Origin of the sequence: Carboxydocella thermautotrophica (genome assembly GCA_003054495.1) — a bacterium.
Lineage (GTDB): Bacteria > Bacillota.
On record CP028514.1, the window covers coordinates 1601785 to 1618605 of the forward strand.

Genomic DNA, 16821 nt, shown 5'->3' on the forward strand with positions numbered 1-16821 from the left:
CCTCTGCCAATCTTAACCCTTGCGGGGATAACTCAATTTTTGCAGTTGCTCCTGTACCTGCCCTAACTCCTGTACTAATTCCTGTCTCTGGTTACCATTCATTTTTTCCCATTCATCTGCCAGTTTTTCATATATATCAGTAAGTTTTTGCAATAATTCTTTTGTCTGCTCAATTGCTTTTTCCTGTTCTACCGTTAAGGCTTGATTGGTCAGAAGGCTCTGGCTCCAGGGATCAAATATATCCTGTTTAATGTGGGTTAGTACCGCTCTGGTTTGCAACAACTGGGTTAAAAGCCCGGGAGTAACCAGCTCTTTTTTTATCTCCACGCTAATATTACGGTTTTCATCCAAACGTTGATATTCCTGTTCCTCAGTATAAATAAAAGCTTCCAGTGCTCCCGTAGCTTTTCCGAGAATCCAGGCGGGCTGGTCAGAACTGCGTAACCGGTTGATATTGCCAGTTACAATGCTCAAGAGGCGATAATCCCTCTCCCAGGCAGCCCGCAATCCCTCTCTGGCATCAGCTGCTAACCAGTTCTGATCATTTCCGGAAATAGTACCACCTTTAGCGCAACCACTTAGAAGCAGGAACAACATCATTCCGGCCAAAATCCTTGAGCGAATTTGCATAATCTCAGCTCCAAATTGTTTTTTGTTTTTTATTCGACAAAAACAGCTTTTTTCCTGCTGAACCAGTCCAGTGCTTGCGCTTTTTTCCAACTCCCTAGACCCCAGGAAAGAGGTCCGGCAATCCGGGCCGATGCTCCAAGCAAAATAAATCCGGCCAGGGTTCCTTCAAGGAAAACAAGCTTCTGGTATTCTTTCCCCCTATCTTTTATAACCTCCCCCTCAGCCTCAGCTGGAGTCAAAGGTGAAAGTCCGCCGGTAATCAGCCGCAAACTGCCAAAATGAGCAGAATTGCCCGGTTGATAATCATCCCAGGCTGTTTTATGCCCGGCCATATTTCTGGCAGCAATTAAACCCTGTCTGGCTGCTACCGGCCAAAGGGCCAGGTTACGCAGTTTCCCGGTAACTTTTTCTTTGGCCAGGGTCACATCCCCGGCAGCATAGATATTTTCGTACTCTGTTTCCTGAAATTGGTTAACCGGTATGCCTTTTTCCCGGCCAAGGAAATCGCTATTGGGGTTAACTCCCTTACCGATAACCGCAAGTCCTGCTGGCAATGTTCTGCCCCTGGCCGTCTGCAGAGCGGTTAGGCCCTGTTCTGGACTGCCAGTGAAGGCAACCGGGTTGTCCCCGAAAATTAGCTCTATCCCGTGTTCAATCAAATGAGCTGCCAGGATTTCACCTGCTCTTTTATCCAGGCCCTGGGAAAAAGGATAACTGGAGGAAATAATCATGCTTACCTGTTTGTCCAGTTCCCGCAAAGCCCAGGCAGTTTTTAGGCCCACCAATCCCCCGCCAATGATAGCGCATTTCTGGGTTTGCTGTAATCTAGCTTTGATGATTTGTAGATGTTCCAATGTACGTAATGGGGTAACACCTTTGAGTTCGACGCCAGGCAAGTCAATAGCCACAGGGTCAGCCCCACTGGCAATCAATAGCTTTTGATACTGGATTTCCTTTCCTTGTTTATCAACTATCAGTCGCCGGTTAACATCAATAGCCTGTACTTTATAATCGGTAATTTGTTCAATCCCCTGTTCCTTTATGGCCGCAGCCGTTTTAATATAGATTTGTTCAGACTGGATTTTCTGAGCCAGAAAGTAGGTTAATAGCGGTTTACTATAAAATCCGCCCTCTGTCTCAGCAGTCAAGATAGTGATTTTCCGCCAGGGAACAAGCCTCCTCAATTCCTGGGCAGCAGTAATCCCGGCAATGCTGTTGCCGATAATAACGATCTCTCGCTGTAAACAGGCCATTGTCACTGCCTCCTATAAGCCCAGTCCCTTGCGTTTGGCCTGAATATGTTCATAAATAACCGTTGCAGCTTTTACAGGGTCGGATTCTACGAAAAACTTGCCTCCGAGAACCTCTTCTGCGCCACTGGTTAGGAAAGCAGTGACTTCCTGCCCCCCTAATATCGGAGGCATTACTCCTAAGTGAACCAGACATCCCATGGCTACAGCCCAGGTACCGATAGCCAGGGCCTTTTCATGCTGATGTTCCGGCGCCGAAGCGGCAACAGGCAATTGCTGAACAGTCACGCCCAGGTATTCTGCCAGAGCTGTCAGCACATCACCAATCCGGGAATTATCTACACAGGAGCCCATGTGCCAGACTGGCGGCAAGGGTTTATCCAGACCGGCTACCTGACCCAGGAGAGACAGGATCTTCTTCAAGCCCGGCCCAGCCCACTTTTCCGTAGCTTCACTATTGAGCAAACCAGCTTTGGCCAGGGCATTAGCTGAACAGCCCGTTGTCACAACCAGTACATCTTTGCTGATTAATTCTTTGACTAAATTTACGTGCAGGTAATCATGGGTAATCTTGACATTATTGCAACCAACAGTTGCCACTACCCCCTGGATATCGCCATTGCTAATCTCCTGAACCAGGGGCTTTAAGGGTTCTTGAGCATCTATTTTGCTGAGGATTGAAATAATAGTTTCTACACTGAAACCAGCCATGAGGGTAGTCTTTTCTCGGGTGGCATTGATTTTGGCAGGATCTCGCTTGCTATAAGCTGCAATAGCCAATTCTACTGCTTTTCTGGCCATTTCATCAGCTTGCTGATAGGACCATTCCAGGTGGGTTGCGCCATCCATTTTGACGATGGGGTTGGTAGTAATGAGGACTGTATGGTAGCATCTGGCCAGGGAAGCCAGAGATGGCATAATACATTGCACATCCACAATCATGGCATCAGTGAGTCCGGTGGCTATTGCCAGTTCCTGGGCCAGAAAATTAGTTGCCAGGGGAATGCCATGTCGCATCAAAATTTCATTGGCTGTACAGCAAATACCGCTGACTTGAATACTTTTGGCCCCTGCTTTCTGTGCTTCCGGTGTCAGCTTTCTGGCCCATTCTACTATTTTCTCGGAAAGCAAAGGTATATGTCCATGCATAACAATATTTACGTTTTCTTCAGTCAGGACACCAAGGTTAGCTTCACTGAAGACAGGCTGGGGTGTACCAAATAGTATATCCTGCAAATCAGTACCCAGTTTTAAACCTGCATAACCATCCACCAGACCCAGCTTGACAGTAGCCAGCAAAAGATTTGGCCAGGAAGCGTCCATACCCATGGTGGTCTGATGTAAGGCTTCGCGAATTTCCCGGTCAGCATTTCTGGGTATTACCCCCAGTTCCCGCCATTTAGCTACCCTTTCTTTGGGAGCATGGGCAACCAGCCAGTTCAATTCTCCACTGCCAAAACGTTGAAAATCTTCTCTGGCTTTGGCTACTAATTCTTTGCCAATATCTTTTATATCTTTGCCTTCAACAGCAATCCCCAGTTTGTGAGCCAGCCCTTTTAGCTTTTCAGCATCAGTGATCTTGTATGGTCCTTCTTCAGATAAGGCCTTTTCTAAAACTTCCAGGGTTTCATAGGCATGATCCACATGAGCTGCTGCCCCGGCAGTAACCTGTCTGAGCAAGTTCCTGGCAACCATAATATTGCCATCTGCTCCACAGATTCCTTTGTCTGGTTTCCCAAAAGGATTAATCCGGCAAGGGCCCTGGCCGCAGTGACGGCAGCACAAGCCTAGACTGCCGAAGCCACACTGGGGTTCCTGTTCCTGGTACCTCTGCCAGACATGTTCTACAGGACCCTGCCAGTTTTGTAATACTTGCTCCGCCCCGGTATCTATTGTAAATTTCTCCATATCTGTAGCCTCCCTCTCTAGATTAAATTTTTGGCATAATTTTTTCTTATTGCAGCAGCAAACTCTTCCCCTTCCTCATAAACAAGAGCCTGAGTAGGACATGCCTGAACACAGGCTGGCTTGCCTGTATCATGACAGAGGTCGCACTTAACTGCCTTCCCCTCAGCCTCTGTCAACATGACTCCGTAGGGACAGCTCATAATGCACATCCAGCAACTGACACAGCGTTCCCGTTTTAGTTGTACACTCCCATCCCCAGCGCGGTAGATAGCACCGGTCATACAGGCCAGTAAACAGGGCGCATCATCACAATGACGGCACTGTAAAGGCATGGCACCCTGGCTGGTTTTTTCCACCTGTACCCTGTTAACCGGTTTTTCCCCATTCAATATAGTAAGAAATAAATTTTTCTGCTGGCTATGGGCAACAGCACAGGCCAGTTCGCAGCTATGGCAGGACAGGCATTTCTCAGCTCTAACCATAACTTTTTTCATTTCTCCTTCACCTCCTTTTCTCTTTCTCTCGCCTAATTGGTAATTACTATATTTTATGTAAAATCCCTGCCGAATAAAAAAATTTTTTGGCGTTAAAATATTAGGGGTGATGGGAATGCGCAAAGCAATATTATATGTGTTAATTTTTCTTTTCTTTCCTTTTTCCCCAGCTATTGCCTCCAACCAAAATACCTGGTTATTAATCGATCTTAATAATCGTACTATTACAGCTCTGCAAGGTAACCAGCCCCTTGTTCAATTTCCGGTAGCCATAGGCAAAAAAAATTCGCCTACCCCGATCGGCAACTGGAAAGTAATACATAAATCTGCCAACTGGGGTAACGGTTTTGGCAGCAGGTTCCTGGGATTAGATGTTCCCTGGGGTAAATATGGCATTCATGGCACCAACAAGCCCTGGTCCATTGGTCAGCGGGCTTCAGCCGGTTGTATTAGAATGAAAAACCAGGATATTGAGCGTTTATATCCACTGGTAAAAACAGGTACACCAGTGGTCATTATCGGCAATCCTTTTGCTTCCTGGAGCTGGCGACCTCTTTTTCGGGACTTAAAAGGTGCTGATGTAGTCCTAGTTCAGGAACGCCTTTCTGCTCTGGGATTTTATCAAGGAAATGCTGACGGTATTTTTGGTTACAGTACCGAGCTTGCAGTGAAAAACTGGCAAAAAACAAGAAAAGTTGAAATTACCGGTCAAATCCATGCCACAGATTATCAGGCCTTAGGTTTTAGATAAGAGATTTAAATATCTTTTGCTGGCCTGATGGAAAGGCATCAATTCCAGAGCTTTTGCAAATGCTGTTTTTGCTTCCGCATTTTTTTTACCCTTATACAAAACCCGACCTAGATAATACCAGTTTATACCATTATCTTTTTCCAGCTCTACTGCTTTTCGTAACGGCTCTTCCGCTTCCTGCCAGCGTCCTGTACGCCATAGGGCCAAACCCCAGTTGCGCCAGTATATGCCCAGATTAGGGGCAAGCTCTACTGCCTGGCGATGGGCAGTTTCCGCTTGCTGTCCATACCCTAATTGCCATAACCATTTTGCCAGTTTGTCATATAAATGAGGTAAACGCGGATTAAGCCTGATTGCCTCTTTAACTTTGGCGACAGCTTCCCTGATTTCCCCTATACCCGCATAAGCTAATGCCAGCTGATACCAGCCAAATTCGATCTCCGGTTTTAAAGCAGTAACCCGAGTCAAAGGAGCAATAGCTTCCTCATATCTACCCAGGAGATTTAAACATTTTCCCAGCCAGAGCAAAGCCTTTATATGTGCTCCTTCTATAGCCAGCACCTTCTGAAAATAATTTACCGCTTCCGTCCAATTACCGGAATCGGCTTCCACTACTCCCAGGCGAAACAATGCCTGCAAATAATAAGGGTTTATTTTGATCGCCTTTTGCCAGTAGTTTTTAGCGAGATCCAGTTGCTGTTGTTGCCAGGCAATATAACCCAGACCATAATAGGCAAAATAAAGGTTGTCATCCAGTTTTAACGCAGTTTCATAAGCATGCTTGGCTTCTTCATAAATTTTCAGCCTGGTGCTAACATAACCCAGGCGCAAGAGGGTCCAGACATCCTTGGGGTTTTTGCTCAAAACAACCAGGTAGTTCTCCCTTTCCTCTTCCAGGGTCAACATATTGTCCCTCCTTTCCCTACCAAAAAATCTATGCTTGTTCACAGGTAAATATGCAAAATCGCCCTGCCAGCCGACAGGGCGATTTTTTCAAGCAAACTCGGGATAATAATGTCTGATTCGCAATTCCACACCCAGGGTTTCCGCAATTTTATGACAGGCCCCGATATCTACTGTTCCATCATCCACTACCGTCAAGATTACTCTGGGAAGATGTTTGCGGCATTCTGCTGCAAACTCCAGTAAAGCGGAATATGCCTCTTTACCATACACAGAATGGCATTTAGCCTGATACTTTTCCGCATTTTCCGCATTGAGGCTGATAGAAACCACATCTACCAACCCTACCAAATCCGGTACAATATTGCGCCGGTGAATAAGATTGGCCTGTCCATTGGTGTTAATGCGGATGGACTTCACCTGCTGTTGCCTTAGATAAGCTGCTACTTCCTTTACTACCTCCAGACGCACTAAAGGCTCACCATAGCCGCAAAATACCACCTCATCGAATTGCTTTAAATCAGCCGGCAAGTCAGCAATGATTTCCCTGGCCAAAGGTTCTCTTTCCAGCCATAAGCTTTTCTCCCCAGGTCCCTGAGTAGTATTGCGAATGCAAAAATCACAGCGATTGGTACAGGCATTGGTAATATTTAAATAAAGGCTGTTACCCAGCTGATAATTGGTAATCACCGGCATACCTCCTTCATTATTGCCAAGCAGTTATATATTCCTGTTCCATGCATAAATTTTTTAGCAGGGAGGTGAAAAGGATGGATGAAACTTTAAACTGGCGTGCAATCACTGTTGCCTCAATAATCTCTATTCTTTCCTTGTTGATATTTACAGTCGTGCTGGCTCTTGCCCTTAAGTTTACATCCCTTCCAGAAACGTATATTGACTATTTCGTAGTTCTTTTTCTAGCCGGTTCTGCCTTTTCTGGTAGCTGGTATCTCGGTAATAGGGTGGAACACCGTATATTATATCATACCTTGTTGCTAAGTGTATTTTTCATCCTGTTTTTACTGGCCATCGGTATAGTTTTTTACGGGTCCGCAATGACCATCTCTGCCTGGGTAGGCAACATAGCTGCCATTTTAGTCGGTTCTATTGCAGGCGCATTAACAGGTGCACGCTGATCAGCACTAATCCTGAAATCAAGTAAACCAGACCGAAAAGCACCCGGCTTTTTTTCTTTTGTTTTCTTTTCCCCATGCTAGCTCTGTTTTGCCTGACAAATGCTAATGCCATAATAAGCACCCCCTCACTCCATTGTATGGAGGAGGGGGTATTTTTTAAAACTCATTGGGCATTTGTTTGAGCTGAGCCAGGGTAAATACAGGTCCGTCAACACAAACAAATTTATGACCGATGTTACAACGCCCGCATTTTCCGATTCCGCATTTCATTTTTAATTCCAGGGTTGTTACTACCTGGTCCTCTGTATAGCCCATTTTTTCCAGGGCCTGTAACACGAATTTGATCATGATCGGAGGTCCGCAAGTAATTGCGATTTTGTTCTGGGGACTGGGATTAAGTTCTTCCAGATAAGCCGGCACAAAAGCCACCTTGCCGTCCCAGCCTTCTTCCGGCCGGTCGATAGTTACATAGACCTGACAATCCTTGGCTTTAGGCCAGCGATCGAAGAGATCATACTTAAAACAGAGGTCGGCTTTTGACCGTGCCCCATAAATAATTTCCACTTTACCATAGTCTTTTCTGTTTTCATCTGCCAGTACGAAATCAATCAGGGATCGCAAAGGCGCCAGCCCGATACCACCACCGATAAAAAGCAGGTCCTTCCCTTTCATCATTTCATAGGGGAAATGGTTTCCATAGGGACCCCTTACCCCGATTTTTGATCCTTCTTCTAACTGATGAATAACAGAAGTTAAGCGACCCACCTTTTTGATAGAAAATTCCAGAAATCCCTTTCTGGTAGGGGAGCTGGTAATGGAAATCGTGGCTTCCCCGGTTCCGATCACTGACAGCTGGGCTACCTGACCTGGCAAGTTACCAAAATTATCTAAAACCTGGGGATCATCAAAAACCACCTGAAAGGTTTTAACATCCGGTGTTTCATCAATAATTTTAGTTATGGTGGCTATATGGGGTTGCAAAGGATTTGCGCTCTTGCACATTCTTTATTTCACACCCTTTACATCGGAGATAATACGAGTAATGTCCATGTTAACCGGACACTTACTCAGGCATCGGCCACAGCCCACGCAACCCGGCAGATTATAACGATCATTATGGTATTTCAATTTATGCAGGAAACGGTTTCTGACCCGTTCCTTTTTCGTGGGTCGAGGGTTGTGCCCCCCAGCCATGCAGGTAAAATCAGCAAACATACAGGAATCCCAGCAGCGGAACCTTTCCCCTTCATAACCATGGGAAACATGGTCAACGATATCAAAACAATGACAGGTAGGGCAAACATAAGTACAGGCACCGCAGCCCAGACACTTAGGGGCAATCTCTTCCCAGTAGGGATGCTCAAACATCTCATCCAGCTTTTCCTTGACACCGGCAACATCTACAGGCCGTTGCTTGGCCAGAAGCTTTTCAGCTTTTTCGGCCTTTTTAGACTGGGCATCTGTACCGGCAGCTGTAAAAAGGGAAGACTGACTGTCCACCAGTTCGCGCCCCCGTTCAGTTAGAACTTCGACCAGGTAACCATCACCCAGCCAGGTCAGATGCAAATCTGCCCCTTCCCCGTTAACAGGGGAGTTGCCATAGGCAGCGCAAAAGCAATTGTGATTAACCTCTTCACAGCTGACACCGATAATAACTGTATTATCCCTTTTATCACGATAATAGACATCATTGAATTTTTCGCCGATGAAAACCGGATCCAGCAATTTCAAGCTCATAATATCACAGGGACGCATGCCGACAATTACTCTGGGCCCAATACCCGGTGCCTGCTCAATTTCCCAATCACCAGCGGCATTAAATTTAAACATGGTCTCGGTCTGGGGAAAGAAGAAATCCTTGGGAGGAACTACGGAATTGCTGCCCCGCAAAGTGATCTTCTGTTCATTTTGCCAGGGCTTAAATAATACTATCCCCTCTTCCTCCACAGGTGCAATTACCTGATACTTTTGCCCCAGCCCAGCCAGAAATTGGTCCAGTTTAGCTTCCGATAGAAACCTGTTTTCCATCAACAACCACCTCATATTAGTGGAATTCATCCGGATCAGCGGCCCGATAGGCCCCTAAAACCGGTGCAGTATCATCAATCCCGGGCGTGGGCACACTAAACAATTCTTTAATATCTTTTAAGACTTTACGGTTAAGTAAGCGCAATGGGATATCCATAGGACATACCCGGTCGCATTCACCGCAGTCCACACAACGACCTGCCACATGCATTGCCCTGGTCAGCTGGAACATGTGATTTTCCGATGCATTTACCCCTTTCCCCAGCCAGTTGGGTTCAGCCTGATCAAAACAACACTGACGACAGTTGCAAGCCGGACAAACATTACGGCAGGCATAGCAACGGATGCATTTTTCAAATTGCTTATCCCAGAAAGCAGCCTTTTCCGCCGGACTCATGGCCTCATATCGGGCAATTTCCTCATAGGCAGGAGTTTTACCTGCCGGAGGCTCGGGCCCGATAAATTTATGGCTAAGTACTGGCCTGGGAGTTTCACATTCCTTACACTTATCCATTAAGTAGTCAGTTTTTTTAAGGCTGAACTGGCCGCGATCGGTCACAAGTACTACTTCTTCCCCTTTTAGTTCAACCCGCTCCAATTTAGCCAGGGGATCGATCTGAGCCAGAACTTTTCTGCTATCCAGCTGTCCAGGACAGCTTACTCCGATTACCATCAAACGCTCAGCCGGAAACTGTTTATCCTGCAACAAGCGCACTATGGCTCTGGAGTCACAACCTTTGGCAATAATCCCGATTTTCCCTTCCCCAAGCTGATAATCCAGCAAATATTTAGCCAGATTATTGATGGCAAAGGGAGAAAAGGTAAGACGCTGAACCTGATCCGCCGACTTCACAAACAGCGGAGTGGTCCGGGTAGGATCAGAGCCATTCTCATAACCGATAACCAGTTTGACCTCGCCATCCGCAAGCAGACGAGCCACTTCTGCCCGCAGCTCTTCTACCAGTTTGATCATCTGTCATCCCTCATCTTCCTGTTGGGACCAAGAGCCCTGATCTGTTCAGACATTTCTTTAACGGTATCAGCCCACTTCTGCCCCTCTGAGCCGGAAATCCAGCGGGCTTTAAACCGCCCCGGCTCCAGTCCCACGTATTCTAACAATCTTTTCATAATCAAATAGCGTCGACGGGTAAAGTAATTGCCACTAGCATAGTGGCAGTCACCGGGATGTCAACCGGCTACCAGCACACCGTCAGCCCCGCGCTGAAAGGCTCGAATGACAAACTGGGGATTAACCCGACCAGAACAGGGTACCCGAACTACTCTAATCGTAGCAGGATACTGAAAACGGCTGACACCGGCTGAATCGGCACCGGCATAGCTACACCAGTTACAGGCAAAACCTACAATTTTGGGTTCCCAGTCCTGCTTATTTTCTAACGACATGCTGCATCCACCTCCGCCAAGAGCTGTTCATTGGAGAATCCTTTCAGGTTCAGTGCACCAGAACGACAAGCAACAGTACAAGCCCCACAGCCCTGGCATAGTCCGGAATTAACGGCAGCGATAACTCTTTCAACCATGCCATGGTGGCCTCTTTCAGTGATGGTACGCGCTTCAATGGCTTTATACGGACAAACCGGCTGGCACAACATACAACCCGAACAAAGGGCCGGATTGACTTCTGATACCCGCGGGTTGGTTGCCAGCTGGTCTTTGGCCAGCAGAGTGATAACCTTGGCCGCAGCTGCACTGGCCTGAGAAACGGTGTCAGGAACATCTTTGGGCCCCTGGCAGCAACCAGCCAGAAATACCCCGGCAGTATTGGTTTCTACTGGGCGCAGCTTGGGATGGGCTTCAGTAAAGAATCCATCTTTATCAGTGGAAAAGCCCACAATTTGTGCAATTTTATCAGAACCAGCCGAGGGAACCATCGCTGTGGCCAAAACCACCATATCTGCTTCTACTTCTACCTGTTTGCCCAGCAGGGTATCCTCCCCTCTAACTACCAGCTTGTCACCTTTTGGATAAATTTTCGATACCCGACCTCTCAGATACTGGGCTCCTGCTTGCACTGCTCGCTGATAAAACTCTTCATATGCCTTCCCCGGAGTCCTTACATCCATATAAAATACATAGGCTTCTGAATTAGGTATTTTTTCCAATACCTGCATGGCGTGTTTGGCTGTATACATACAGCAGGCTCTGGAACAATAGGACTTACCTTTGGTATCATCCCGGGAACCAACACACTTGATAAAAACCACTTTTTCCGGCACTTTGCCATCAGAGGGGCGCTTGATTTTTCCACCAGTAGGACCGGATGCATTGGCCAGGCGTTCAAAATGCAAACCGGTAATTACATCCGGATACTGGCCATAACCGTATTCCCCATAAGTCTGAGTCCAATCAAAGAGGTCAAAACCAGTAGCCATGACAATGGCACCAAATTTTTCGGTAAGGATCTGGTCCTGGTCGTCATACTTGATAGCCCCGGTAGGACATACCTTGGCACAGACGCCACACTTGTTTTCCTTCAGCTTGCGACAGCTGTTAGGATCTATCACCGGCTTATTGGGGACCGCCTGCGGGAAAGGTTTATAAATTGCCGGTCTTTTACCCAGTCCCAGGTTATATTCACTGCTAACTTTGGTAGGACATTTGGTTTCACAGAGGCCACAACCAGTACACTTTGTCATGTCAACATAACGGGCCTTCTGCCTGATTTTTACTTCAAAGTTGCCAATATAGCCGTTTACTTCTTCTACTTCAGCATAAGTCAATAATTTAATGTTAGGATGTTGCGCCGCAACAACCATCTTGGGTGTGCTTATTCAGGCAGAGCAGTCTAAGGTCGGAAAGGTCTTATCCAGCATGGCCATCTTCCCGCCAATGGTAGCTTCCCGTTCTACCAGATAAACTTCATAGCCAGCATCAGCAATATCAATTGCTGCCTGGATACCGGCAATTCCACCACCGATAACCAGGGCCCGTTTAGTAATACCTATGTAATCTTCCTTCAGGGGCTGCAGACGAACGGTCTTAGCCACTGCTTTCCTTACCAGATCAATGGCCTTAACAGTAGCTTTTTCCGGTTCCTGTGCATGTACCCAGGAACAATGTTCCCTCACATTGGCCATTTCCAGCAAATAAGGGTTTAACCCCGCTTTTTCCAGTGCCTTCTGGAAGGTTTGCTCATGCATCCGCGGGGAACAGGACGCCACTACCACTCTGTCCAGTTTATGTTCCTTAATAGCCCTGATAATCGCCTCTTGCCCCGGCTCAGAACAGCAATACTTGTTTTCTTCCACATGAGCAACAGTAGGCATTTTTTTGACTTCTTCAGCTACTCGACTGACATCAACCACAGCGGCGATGTTAGTTCCGCAATGGCATAAAAACACTCCAGTGCGTTTCATAGGCATCGCTCCTGATCATTAATTTTTAGAAAGAAACTAACAATGGCTGAGGATCAATAAAATGTTTGCGTAAAGGTATCTGGCTTTTGCTGACACCCAGTGCCAGTGCCATCAGTTCAGTTAGATAGAACACCGGTAAATTAAAACTGGTATTGTAATGTTTATTGATCTGGCTCTGTCTCATGTCCAGGTTGGGCTGGCAGAGAGGGCATGGTGTCACCAGACAGTTCGCCCCTGCTGCCTCAGCCGCCGCCAGAATGTCCTTACCCAGACGTAAAACCACTTCGGTATTGGTAAGTACCAGGGAACCGCCACAGCATTCAGTTTTGAAAGGCCAGTCCACAGTTTCTGCTCCCAGGGTGCGCAGAATATTGTCCATTAACATTGGGTTTTCCGGATCATCAACATGGGCGATCTTGGGCGGCTTGACCAAATAACAGCCATAATAACAGGCCACCTTTAAACCAACCAGAGGTTTAACAGCCGCTTTGCGAATCTGTTCCAGACCTATCTGGTTAAAAACATCAAGAATGGATAATACCTTGACCTTGCCCTGCCAGGGGCGCTGGATGAGCTTTTCTACCCTGGCCCTGGTTTCCGGTTGCTCCCGCATTTCATAATCAGCTGTCACTAACCGCTGGTAACAGGCTGCACAAGGTGCCACTACATCCTTGCCCTGTTCTTCTGCCAGAGCTAGATTGCGGGCCGGTACAGCTATACCGGCTAAATGATTGACACTATGGGCTGAGCTGGCCCCACAACAGTTCCAGTCGGGAATTTCGGTCAAGGACGCACCCAGCTTCTGGAAAACAACTCTGGTAGTCTGTTCATATTCAGCAGCTACTGAATGCAGGGAACAGCCTGGATAATATGCAAATTCCATTAGCTATGTCCCTCCGTTCTTTTAGCCTCGGCTATAATCCGGGCCACCTCTTTCGCACCTTTGATGCGGTGGGGCAACAAATTCAGCTTGCCTTTGCTGAACATCGGCCAGCCCAGATCAGCATCCTTAAATAAATTCCTGGTTTTAAGGTTCAGACCAATAACCAGGCCCAGCTCATATACTCGACCAAAGCGGCTGATGGAATCCAGGAACAAATTGTGGAATATAGCTTCTGCCTTGCTCCCTGCCAGCACTCCTTCTCGCTGAGCAATGATGCGCAGAGTATCCATGATTTTGGCCAAATCCACATCACGCGGGCAACGGGTAGTACAGGTGGAACAAGTAGCACACATCCAGATGGTCCGGGAAGACAATACCTCATCCTTCATACCTAATAGCACCATCCGAATGATACGGTTTGGACGTATGTCCATATCGGCCGCTACCGGACAGCCAGCCGAACATTTTCCACATTGATAACATTGACGCAGGTTTTCGCCACTTTCCTCCATAACCTGCCGGGCAAAATCTCGGTTGGCCGCTATTAAATCGGTGATATTTACCACATCCTCCATCGTCCACTCTCCTTTCATCAGATATGTGCGAAATTTCTGGTAATAACCAGGTCACCTCCCTACCACGGCAAGTGAAGAGTGGTGCTAATAGGCCAACACAACCATGCATGTTAAATTTATATTCAACGTTTTACCGCCAATTCCTGCCGATAAATAAAAATTTTCTGACTAATTCAGAAAAAAATAACAGCCTCCAATGAGGCTGTTATCAATTACTGAAACAGCTTGAGCAACAGATTTCGGAGAAACCCCGGCAAGGGGATGAATAACACGCGCATATTTTTCACCCCTTCGCAACAATCACTACTTTATACTATGCGCCAAGGGGGTTTTACAACACTAATATTTTGGAACTTTAATGTTACTGACCATTAAAAAAGACAAAACAACCATCACTACCGGATAAACATAGGGGTGCAAATAGTGTCCAGCCAGGATTAACAAGGCAACCAGACTGCCAGCAGCAGTAATTGGTACCCCGACAAAATATCCCGTTATATTTAAAATGTTAAACCGGGCCAGCCGGATCGCTCCACACAGAGAAAAAACAATGGCAATAATCATTCCAACACTGGACCAAACATATAAAACTTTGCTGTAAGCCAGTAAAGCCGGCGCTACCCCAAAACTCACCAGGTCACACAGAGAATCCAATTCTTTGCCGAAAGCCGAGGTAGCCTCCAGCCTGCGAGCCAACCGCCCATCCATGCCATCTAATACCATAGCACCTAAGATCATTATCGCTGCCAGCTGCCATTCCTTATTCTGGGTATAAATAAGAGATAGAACTCCCAGTAACAAATTGGCAAGGGTAAAAATACTGGGTATGGCCTTGGTTGTCTTATGCATTCTTTATCCTGGTTCAAAAAACTTGACTATTTTTATTTTCAATCAAGTCGGCCCCCAGACCAGGCTTTCGCCTCCTTTCCGAATACTTGCTTTGCCCCCGCGGGGCAGGGCGACAGGGGACCTCGGCCCGGGAGTTCCACCCGGACGGGAGTACTGCACCGGTTTATGCTGACCTCCCGGTGGGAGTATAACTCCGCCTCCCGCGTCCTGTTAGGACGCCTACCGGTTTCTCCGACACCGGCTAAACGGGGTCACCGTACGGACAGGGCCAATAACTTCAGGTCAGGCCAGACGGAGTTATACGCCTCCTGCTCACTCTGGGCAAGCCCGTTATGCACAGGAAGCCTCTCTTCCAGCCGCCTCAAGCAGGCCCTGACCCCACGGGTCATCCCTTTTCCTTCCCCAGGTCTATCAGGATTAACCTTCCGGGTCAGGTTTTGCTTGATTTGCGATACCAGTTGCCTGAGTTCTATAGTCACCCGTTCCCTGAACCCCATTGCCCGGCGTCCTGTAACCAGTGCCGCCGCGCAATGCACCGGAACGGCGTAACGTTTCATATACTTCCAGTAACCTATGGTTGAAGTATGCCGGGGTGATACTAATTTGAAAGGCACCCCTTCTTTTACCGCTCTCCGATACATTGCCCCTACCATTTTCGCAAATGGAAAATTAGAGGCCATGCGGTTAAACTTTTTATTAGTGTCCAGTCTGTCTTTGCCAAAGTTCAGGTTTTCTAAAACAATGGGTTTGCCTGAAAAGAAAGCTATATCTACCACTACTTTGGCTAAAACGCCTATCAGGTAGCTACGCCGGAAGCTGGAAGCATGGGTTAAGTCTGGTATTCTGATATAAAGAAAGCCGTTCGGGTAAGGGATAACCTGAAACTCTCCTTCATACTTGCCCAGGTTGCCGGGATAAGGAACACTGAAGCCCTCCGGCCACGGCTCCGGTTGGCCGGAAGCGCTAACGTTACACAGGGCTACCCCATCAGGGTTTGTGTCTATAGCCAGACAACCTTTAGCAAAGTCCGGTTCCTGCACCCTGACCAGTTCAAATGTCAAATGTACCAAATAGCGTCCTTCCAGGGTGCGGATCAGTTCTACCGCATAGGGTAACTTCATGGCCAGCCATATCTGCACCAGTTCCCGGTGTTTTTCCGGCAGCCACAACTTACCCTCAACCCTGGGGGCCTGGCTCATCCTGGGGCGACCAAGTTTATCTATGCCTGTCTGTTCAGAAAGGTGGGAGAGGGAAACCGCCAGGCGGAAGTCCTGTCCGTCATAAAATATCTTAATGTTGGGGTTGCCTCCCTTGCTCTCGTCTCCCCGGGAGTAGAGGCGATTCCTGCGGGCGTGCCGCCATTTTTCACGGGCGGCCCGGCCCTGGCAGACCTTTTCCCACAGCCTTCTACCCCCAAAGACTACCTCTGGTATTGTACCCTTCTCCTGGTAATCCTTCAGTTCAGCCAGCCTTTTTGCCAGTGAAACCACCCGCTTGTTCCGCCCCTTGACTGCCAGGCGGAGCTTTTCAATAACTTCTGAAGCAGCCCCCTTTTCCTCTGCCTTCGCCAGTTTCCTCATAGCCAGGCTGAGTTTCTTCCTGGCCCGGCCCAGTTTCTCTTCTGTTTCTTCATTTTCTAACTTCAGCAGTTCTGTTTGGGAGTCCAGCAGGGCCTGTGCTTTAAGTCTGGCATCATCCGCATAGCGGGAGTTCAGCCCGAAAAGTTCTTGTCCTGATTTCTTGATTTCATGGCGGGAAGCACCTTCCAGGAGCCGGTTAAAGGCCCACCGCATACAGGCACAGAAGAGACGCATCTCCGTAGTCAGCGGGTCTTCTTCGCCCCGGCTCCACTTTGAAGACCGGTGAGTCGGGTAAATCTCCGGAAAAAACTCCCCGCACACAGTTATGCTAAATTTGTTCTTCTCGTGTTTCTTTGGCATTCCTGATCAGCTCCCCGAAACCCTGCCGTACTTTGCTGCTTCTCCAATGGATAATAGTTCCATACTTTTAATGTAGCAAAACAGTTAAATACAATCA

Annotated in this window: 18 protein-coding genes; 2 read left to right on the forward strand and 16 right to left on the reverse strand. The window is 47.5% G+C overall.

The annotated features are described in order from the left end of the window. Positions 1-12: 12 nt before the first annotated feature. From CTH_RS08145 to CTH_RS08160, 4 genes are read right to left on the reverse strand one after another with little or no spacing between them, the layout of a single operon-like run. Positions 13-630: a hypothetical protein gene (locus CTH_RS08145; RefSeq protein ID WP_079907418.1), complete on the reverse strand. Its 618-nt coding sequence runs from the start codon at positions 628-630 to the stop codon at positions 13-15. A 29-nt stretch (positions 631-659) separates the two neighbouring features. Beyond that, positions 660-1883: an NAD(P)/FAD-dependent oxidoreductase gene (locus CTH_RS08150; protein WP_107753508.1), complete on the reverse strand. Its 1224-nt coding sequence runs from the start codon at positions 1881-1883 to the stop codon at positions 660-662. A gap of 12 nt (positions 1884-1895) precedes the next feature. Next, positions 1896-3788 (reverse strand): anaerobic carbon-monoxide dehydrogenase catalytic subunit, encoded by a 1893-nt coding sequence (cooS, locus tag CTH_RS08155; RefSeq protein WP_107753510.1) that lies wholly within the window; start codon positions 3786-3788, stop codon positions 1896-1898. A gap of 17 nt (positions 3789-3805) precedes the next feature. Then, entirely contained in the window at positions 3806-4282 is a 477-nt protein-coding gene (locus CTH_RS08160) for a 4Fe-4S dicluster domain-containing protein (protein WP_078666159.1), read from the reverse strand. Between the two features lie 115 nt (positions 4283-4397). On the opposite strand from CTH_RS08160, the gene CTH_RS08165 reads away from it, so the two are divergent. Continuing rightward, a complete protein-coding gene (locus tag CTH_RS08165) occupies positions 4398-5033 on the forward strand; it encodes a L,D-transpeptidase family protein (RefSeq protein ID WP_159071887.1) in 636 nt (211 codons plus the stop codon). Here CTH_RS08165 and CTH_RS08170 read toward each other — a convergent pair. Both CTH_RS08170 and CTH_RS08175 read right to left on the reverse strand, forming a co-directional pair. Then, positions 5019-5939: a tetratricopeptide repeat protein gene (locus tag CTH_RS08170; RefSeq protein WP_078666157.1), complete on the reverse strand. Its 921-nt coding sequence runs from the start codon at positions 5937-5939 to the stop codon at positions 5019-5021. The genes CTH_RS08165 and CTH_RS08170 overlap by 15 nt on opposite strands. Positions 5940-6026: 87 nt before the next feature. Next, positions 6027-6626, reverse strand: coding sequence for a TatD family nuclease-associated radical SAM protein (locus CTH_RS08175; RefSeq protein WP_242946650.1), 600 nt, complete (start codon positions 6624-6626; stop codon positions 6027-6029). Between the two features lie 80 nt (positions 6627-6706). On the opposite strand from CTH_RS08175, the gene CTH_RS08180 reads away from it, so the two are divergent. Then, a complete protein-coding gene (locus CTH_RS08180) occupies positions 6707-7072 on the forward strand; it encodes a TIGR04086 family membrane protein (protein ID WP_159071888.1) in 366 nt (121 codons plus the stop codon). On the opposite strand, the gene CTH_RS14135 is transcribed toward CTH_RS08180, so the two are convergent. The 10 genes from CTH_RS14135 to CTH_RS08225 all read right to left on the reverse strand — a co-directional run bounded on the left by CTH_RS14135 (position 7041) and on the right by CTH_RS08225 (position 16724). After that, positions 7041-7184, reverse strand: coding sequence for a hypothetical protein (locus CTH_RS14135; RefSeq protein WP_159071889.1), 144 nt, complete (start codon positions 7182-7184; stop codon positions 7041-7043). The two genes, CTH_RS08180 and CTH_RS14135, sit on opposite strands and share 32 nt — an antisense overlap. Before the next feature lie 44 nt (positions 7185-7228). Then, positions 7229-8074 (reverse strand): FAD/NAD(P)-binding protein, encoded by an 846-nt coding sequence (locus CTH_RS08185; protein ID WP_107753512.1) that lies wholly within the window; start codon positions 8072-8074, stop codon positions 7229-7231. Positions 8075-8077: 3 nt separating this feature from the next. Next, entirely contained in the window at positions 8078-9100 is a 1023-nt protein-coding gene (locus CTH_RS08190; RefSeq protein ID WP_078666153.1) for a 4Fe-4S dicluster domain-containing protein, read from the reverse strand. Between the two features lie 16 nt (positions 9101-9116). Next, positions 9117-10073, reverse strand: coding sequence for a 4Fe-4S dicluster domain-containing protein (locus CTH_RS08195; RefSeq protein WP_078666152.1), 957 nt, complete (start codon positions 10071-10073; stop codon positions 9117-9119). Then, positions 10070-10504: a hydrogenase iron-sulfur subunit gene (locus CTH_RS08200; RefSeq protein WP_159073842.1), complete on the reverse strand. Its 435-nt coding sequence runs from the start codon at positions 10502-10504 to the stop codon at positions 10070-10072. The genes CTH_RS08195 and CTH_RS08200 overlap by 4 nt, the downstream gene beginning before the upstream one ends. Further along, positions 10495-12477, reverse strand: coding sequence for a CoB--CoM heterodisulfide reductase iron-sulfur subunit A family protein (locus tag CTH_RS08205; protein WP_078666151.1), 1983 nt, complete (start codon positions 12475-12477; stop codon positions 10495-10497). Before CTH_RS08205 ends, CTH_RS08200 begins: the two co-directional genes overlap by 10 nt. Positions 12478-12502: 25 nt before the next feature. Continuing rightward, positions 12503-13360, reverse strand: coding sequence for a CoB--CoM heterodisulfide reductase iron-sulfur subunit B family protein (locus CTH_RS08210; RefSeq protein WP_107753514.1), 858 nt, complete (start codon positions 13358-13360; stop codon positions 12503-12505). Continuing rightward, the gene (locus CTH_RS08215; RefSeq protein WP_107753516.1) at positions 13360-13935 is read right to left on the reverse strand and encodes a 4Fe-4S dicluster domain-containing protein; all 576 of its coding nucleotides are present in this window, start codon (positions 13933-13935) and stop codon (positions 13360-13362) included. Before CTH_RS08215 ends, CTH_RS08210 begins: the two co-directional genes overlap by 1 nt. A 339-nt stretch (positions 13936-14274) precedes the next feature. Further along, positions 14275-14784: a CDP-diacylglycerol--serine O-phosphatidyltransferase gene (pssA, locus tag CTH_RS08220; protein ID WP_078666148.1), complete on the reverse strand. Its 510-nt coding sequence runs from the start codon at positions 14782-14784 to the stop codon at positions 14275-14277. A 251-nt stretch (positions 14785-15035) separates the two neighbouring features. Continuing rightward, positions 15036-16724, reverse strand: a complete 1689-nt coding sequence (locus tag CTH_RS08225; protein WP_107753518.1) for an IS200/IS605 family accessory protein TnpB-related protein — start codon at positions 16722-16724, stop codon at positions 15036-15038. Positions 16725-16821 lie beyond the last annotated feature (97 nt).

Bases quoted from the DNA above. Each gene is read 5' to 3' on its own strand.
- pssA (WP_078666148.1), bottom strand. From the start codon at position 14,784: ATGCATAAGACAACCAAGGCCATACCCAGTATTTTTACCCTTGCCAAT.
- cooS (WP_107753510.1), bottom strand. From the start codon at position 3,788: ATGGAGAAATTTACAATAGATACCGGGGCGGAGCAAGTATTACAAAAC.
- CTH_RS08150 (WP_107753508.1), bottom strand. From the start codon at position 1,883: ATGGCCTGTTTACAGCGAGAGATCGTTATTATCGGCAACAGCATTGCC.
- CTH_RS08190 (WP_078666153.1), bottom strand. From the start codon at position 9,100: ATGGAAAACAGGTTTCTATCGGAAGCTAAACTGGACCAATTTCTGGCT.
- CTH_RS08225 (WP_107753518.1), bottom strand. From the start codon at position 16,724: ATGCCAAAGAAACACGAGAAGAACAAATTTAGCATAACTGTGTGCGGG.
- CTH_RS08180 (WP_159071888.1), top strand. From the start codon at position 6,707: ATGGATGAAACTTTAAACTGGCGTGCAATCACTGTTGCCTCAATAATC.
- CTH_RS08170 (WP_078666157.1), bottom strand. From the start codon at position 5,939: ATGTTGACCCTGGAAGAGGAAAGGGAGAACTACCTGGTTGTTTTGAGC.
- CTH_RS08215 (WP_107753516.1), bottom strand. From the start codon at position 13,935: ATGGAGGATGTGGTAAATATCACCGATTTAATAGCGGCCAACCGAGAT.
- CTH_RS08210 (WP_107753514.1), bottom strand. From the start codon at position 13,360: ATGGAATTTGCATATTATCCAGGCTGTTCCCTGCATTCAGTAGCTGCT.
- CTH_RS08160 (WP_078666159.1), bottom strand. From the start codon at position 4,282: ATGAAAAAAGTTATGGTTAGAGCTGAGAAATGCCTGTCCTGCCATAGC.
- CTH_RS08185 (WP_107753512.1), bottom strand. From the start codon at position 8,074: ATGTGCAAGAGCGCAAATCCTTTGCAACCCCATATAGCCACCATAACT.
- CTH_RS08195 (WP_078666152.1), bottom strand. From the start codon at position 10,073: ATGATCAAACTGGTAGAAGAGCTGCGGGCAGAAGTGGCTCGTCTGCTT.
- CTH_RS08165 (WP_159071887.1), top strand. From the start codon at position 4,398: ATGCGCAAAGCAATATTATATGTGTTAATTTTTCTTTTCTTTCCTTTT.
- CTH_RS08145 (WP_079907418.1), bottom strand. From the start codon at position 630: ATGCAAATTCGCTCAAGGATTTTGGCCGGAATGATGTTGTTCCTGCTT.
- CTH_RS14135 (WP_159071889.1), bottom strand. From the start codon at position 7,184: ATGGCATTAGCATTTGTCAGGCAAAACAGAGCTAGCATGGGGAAAAGA.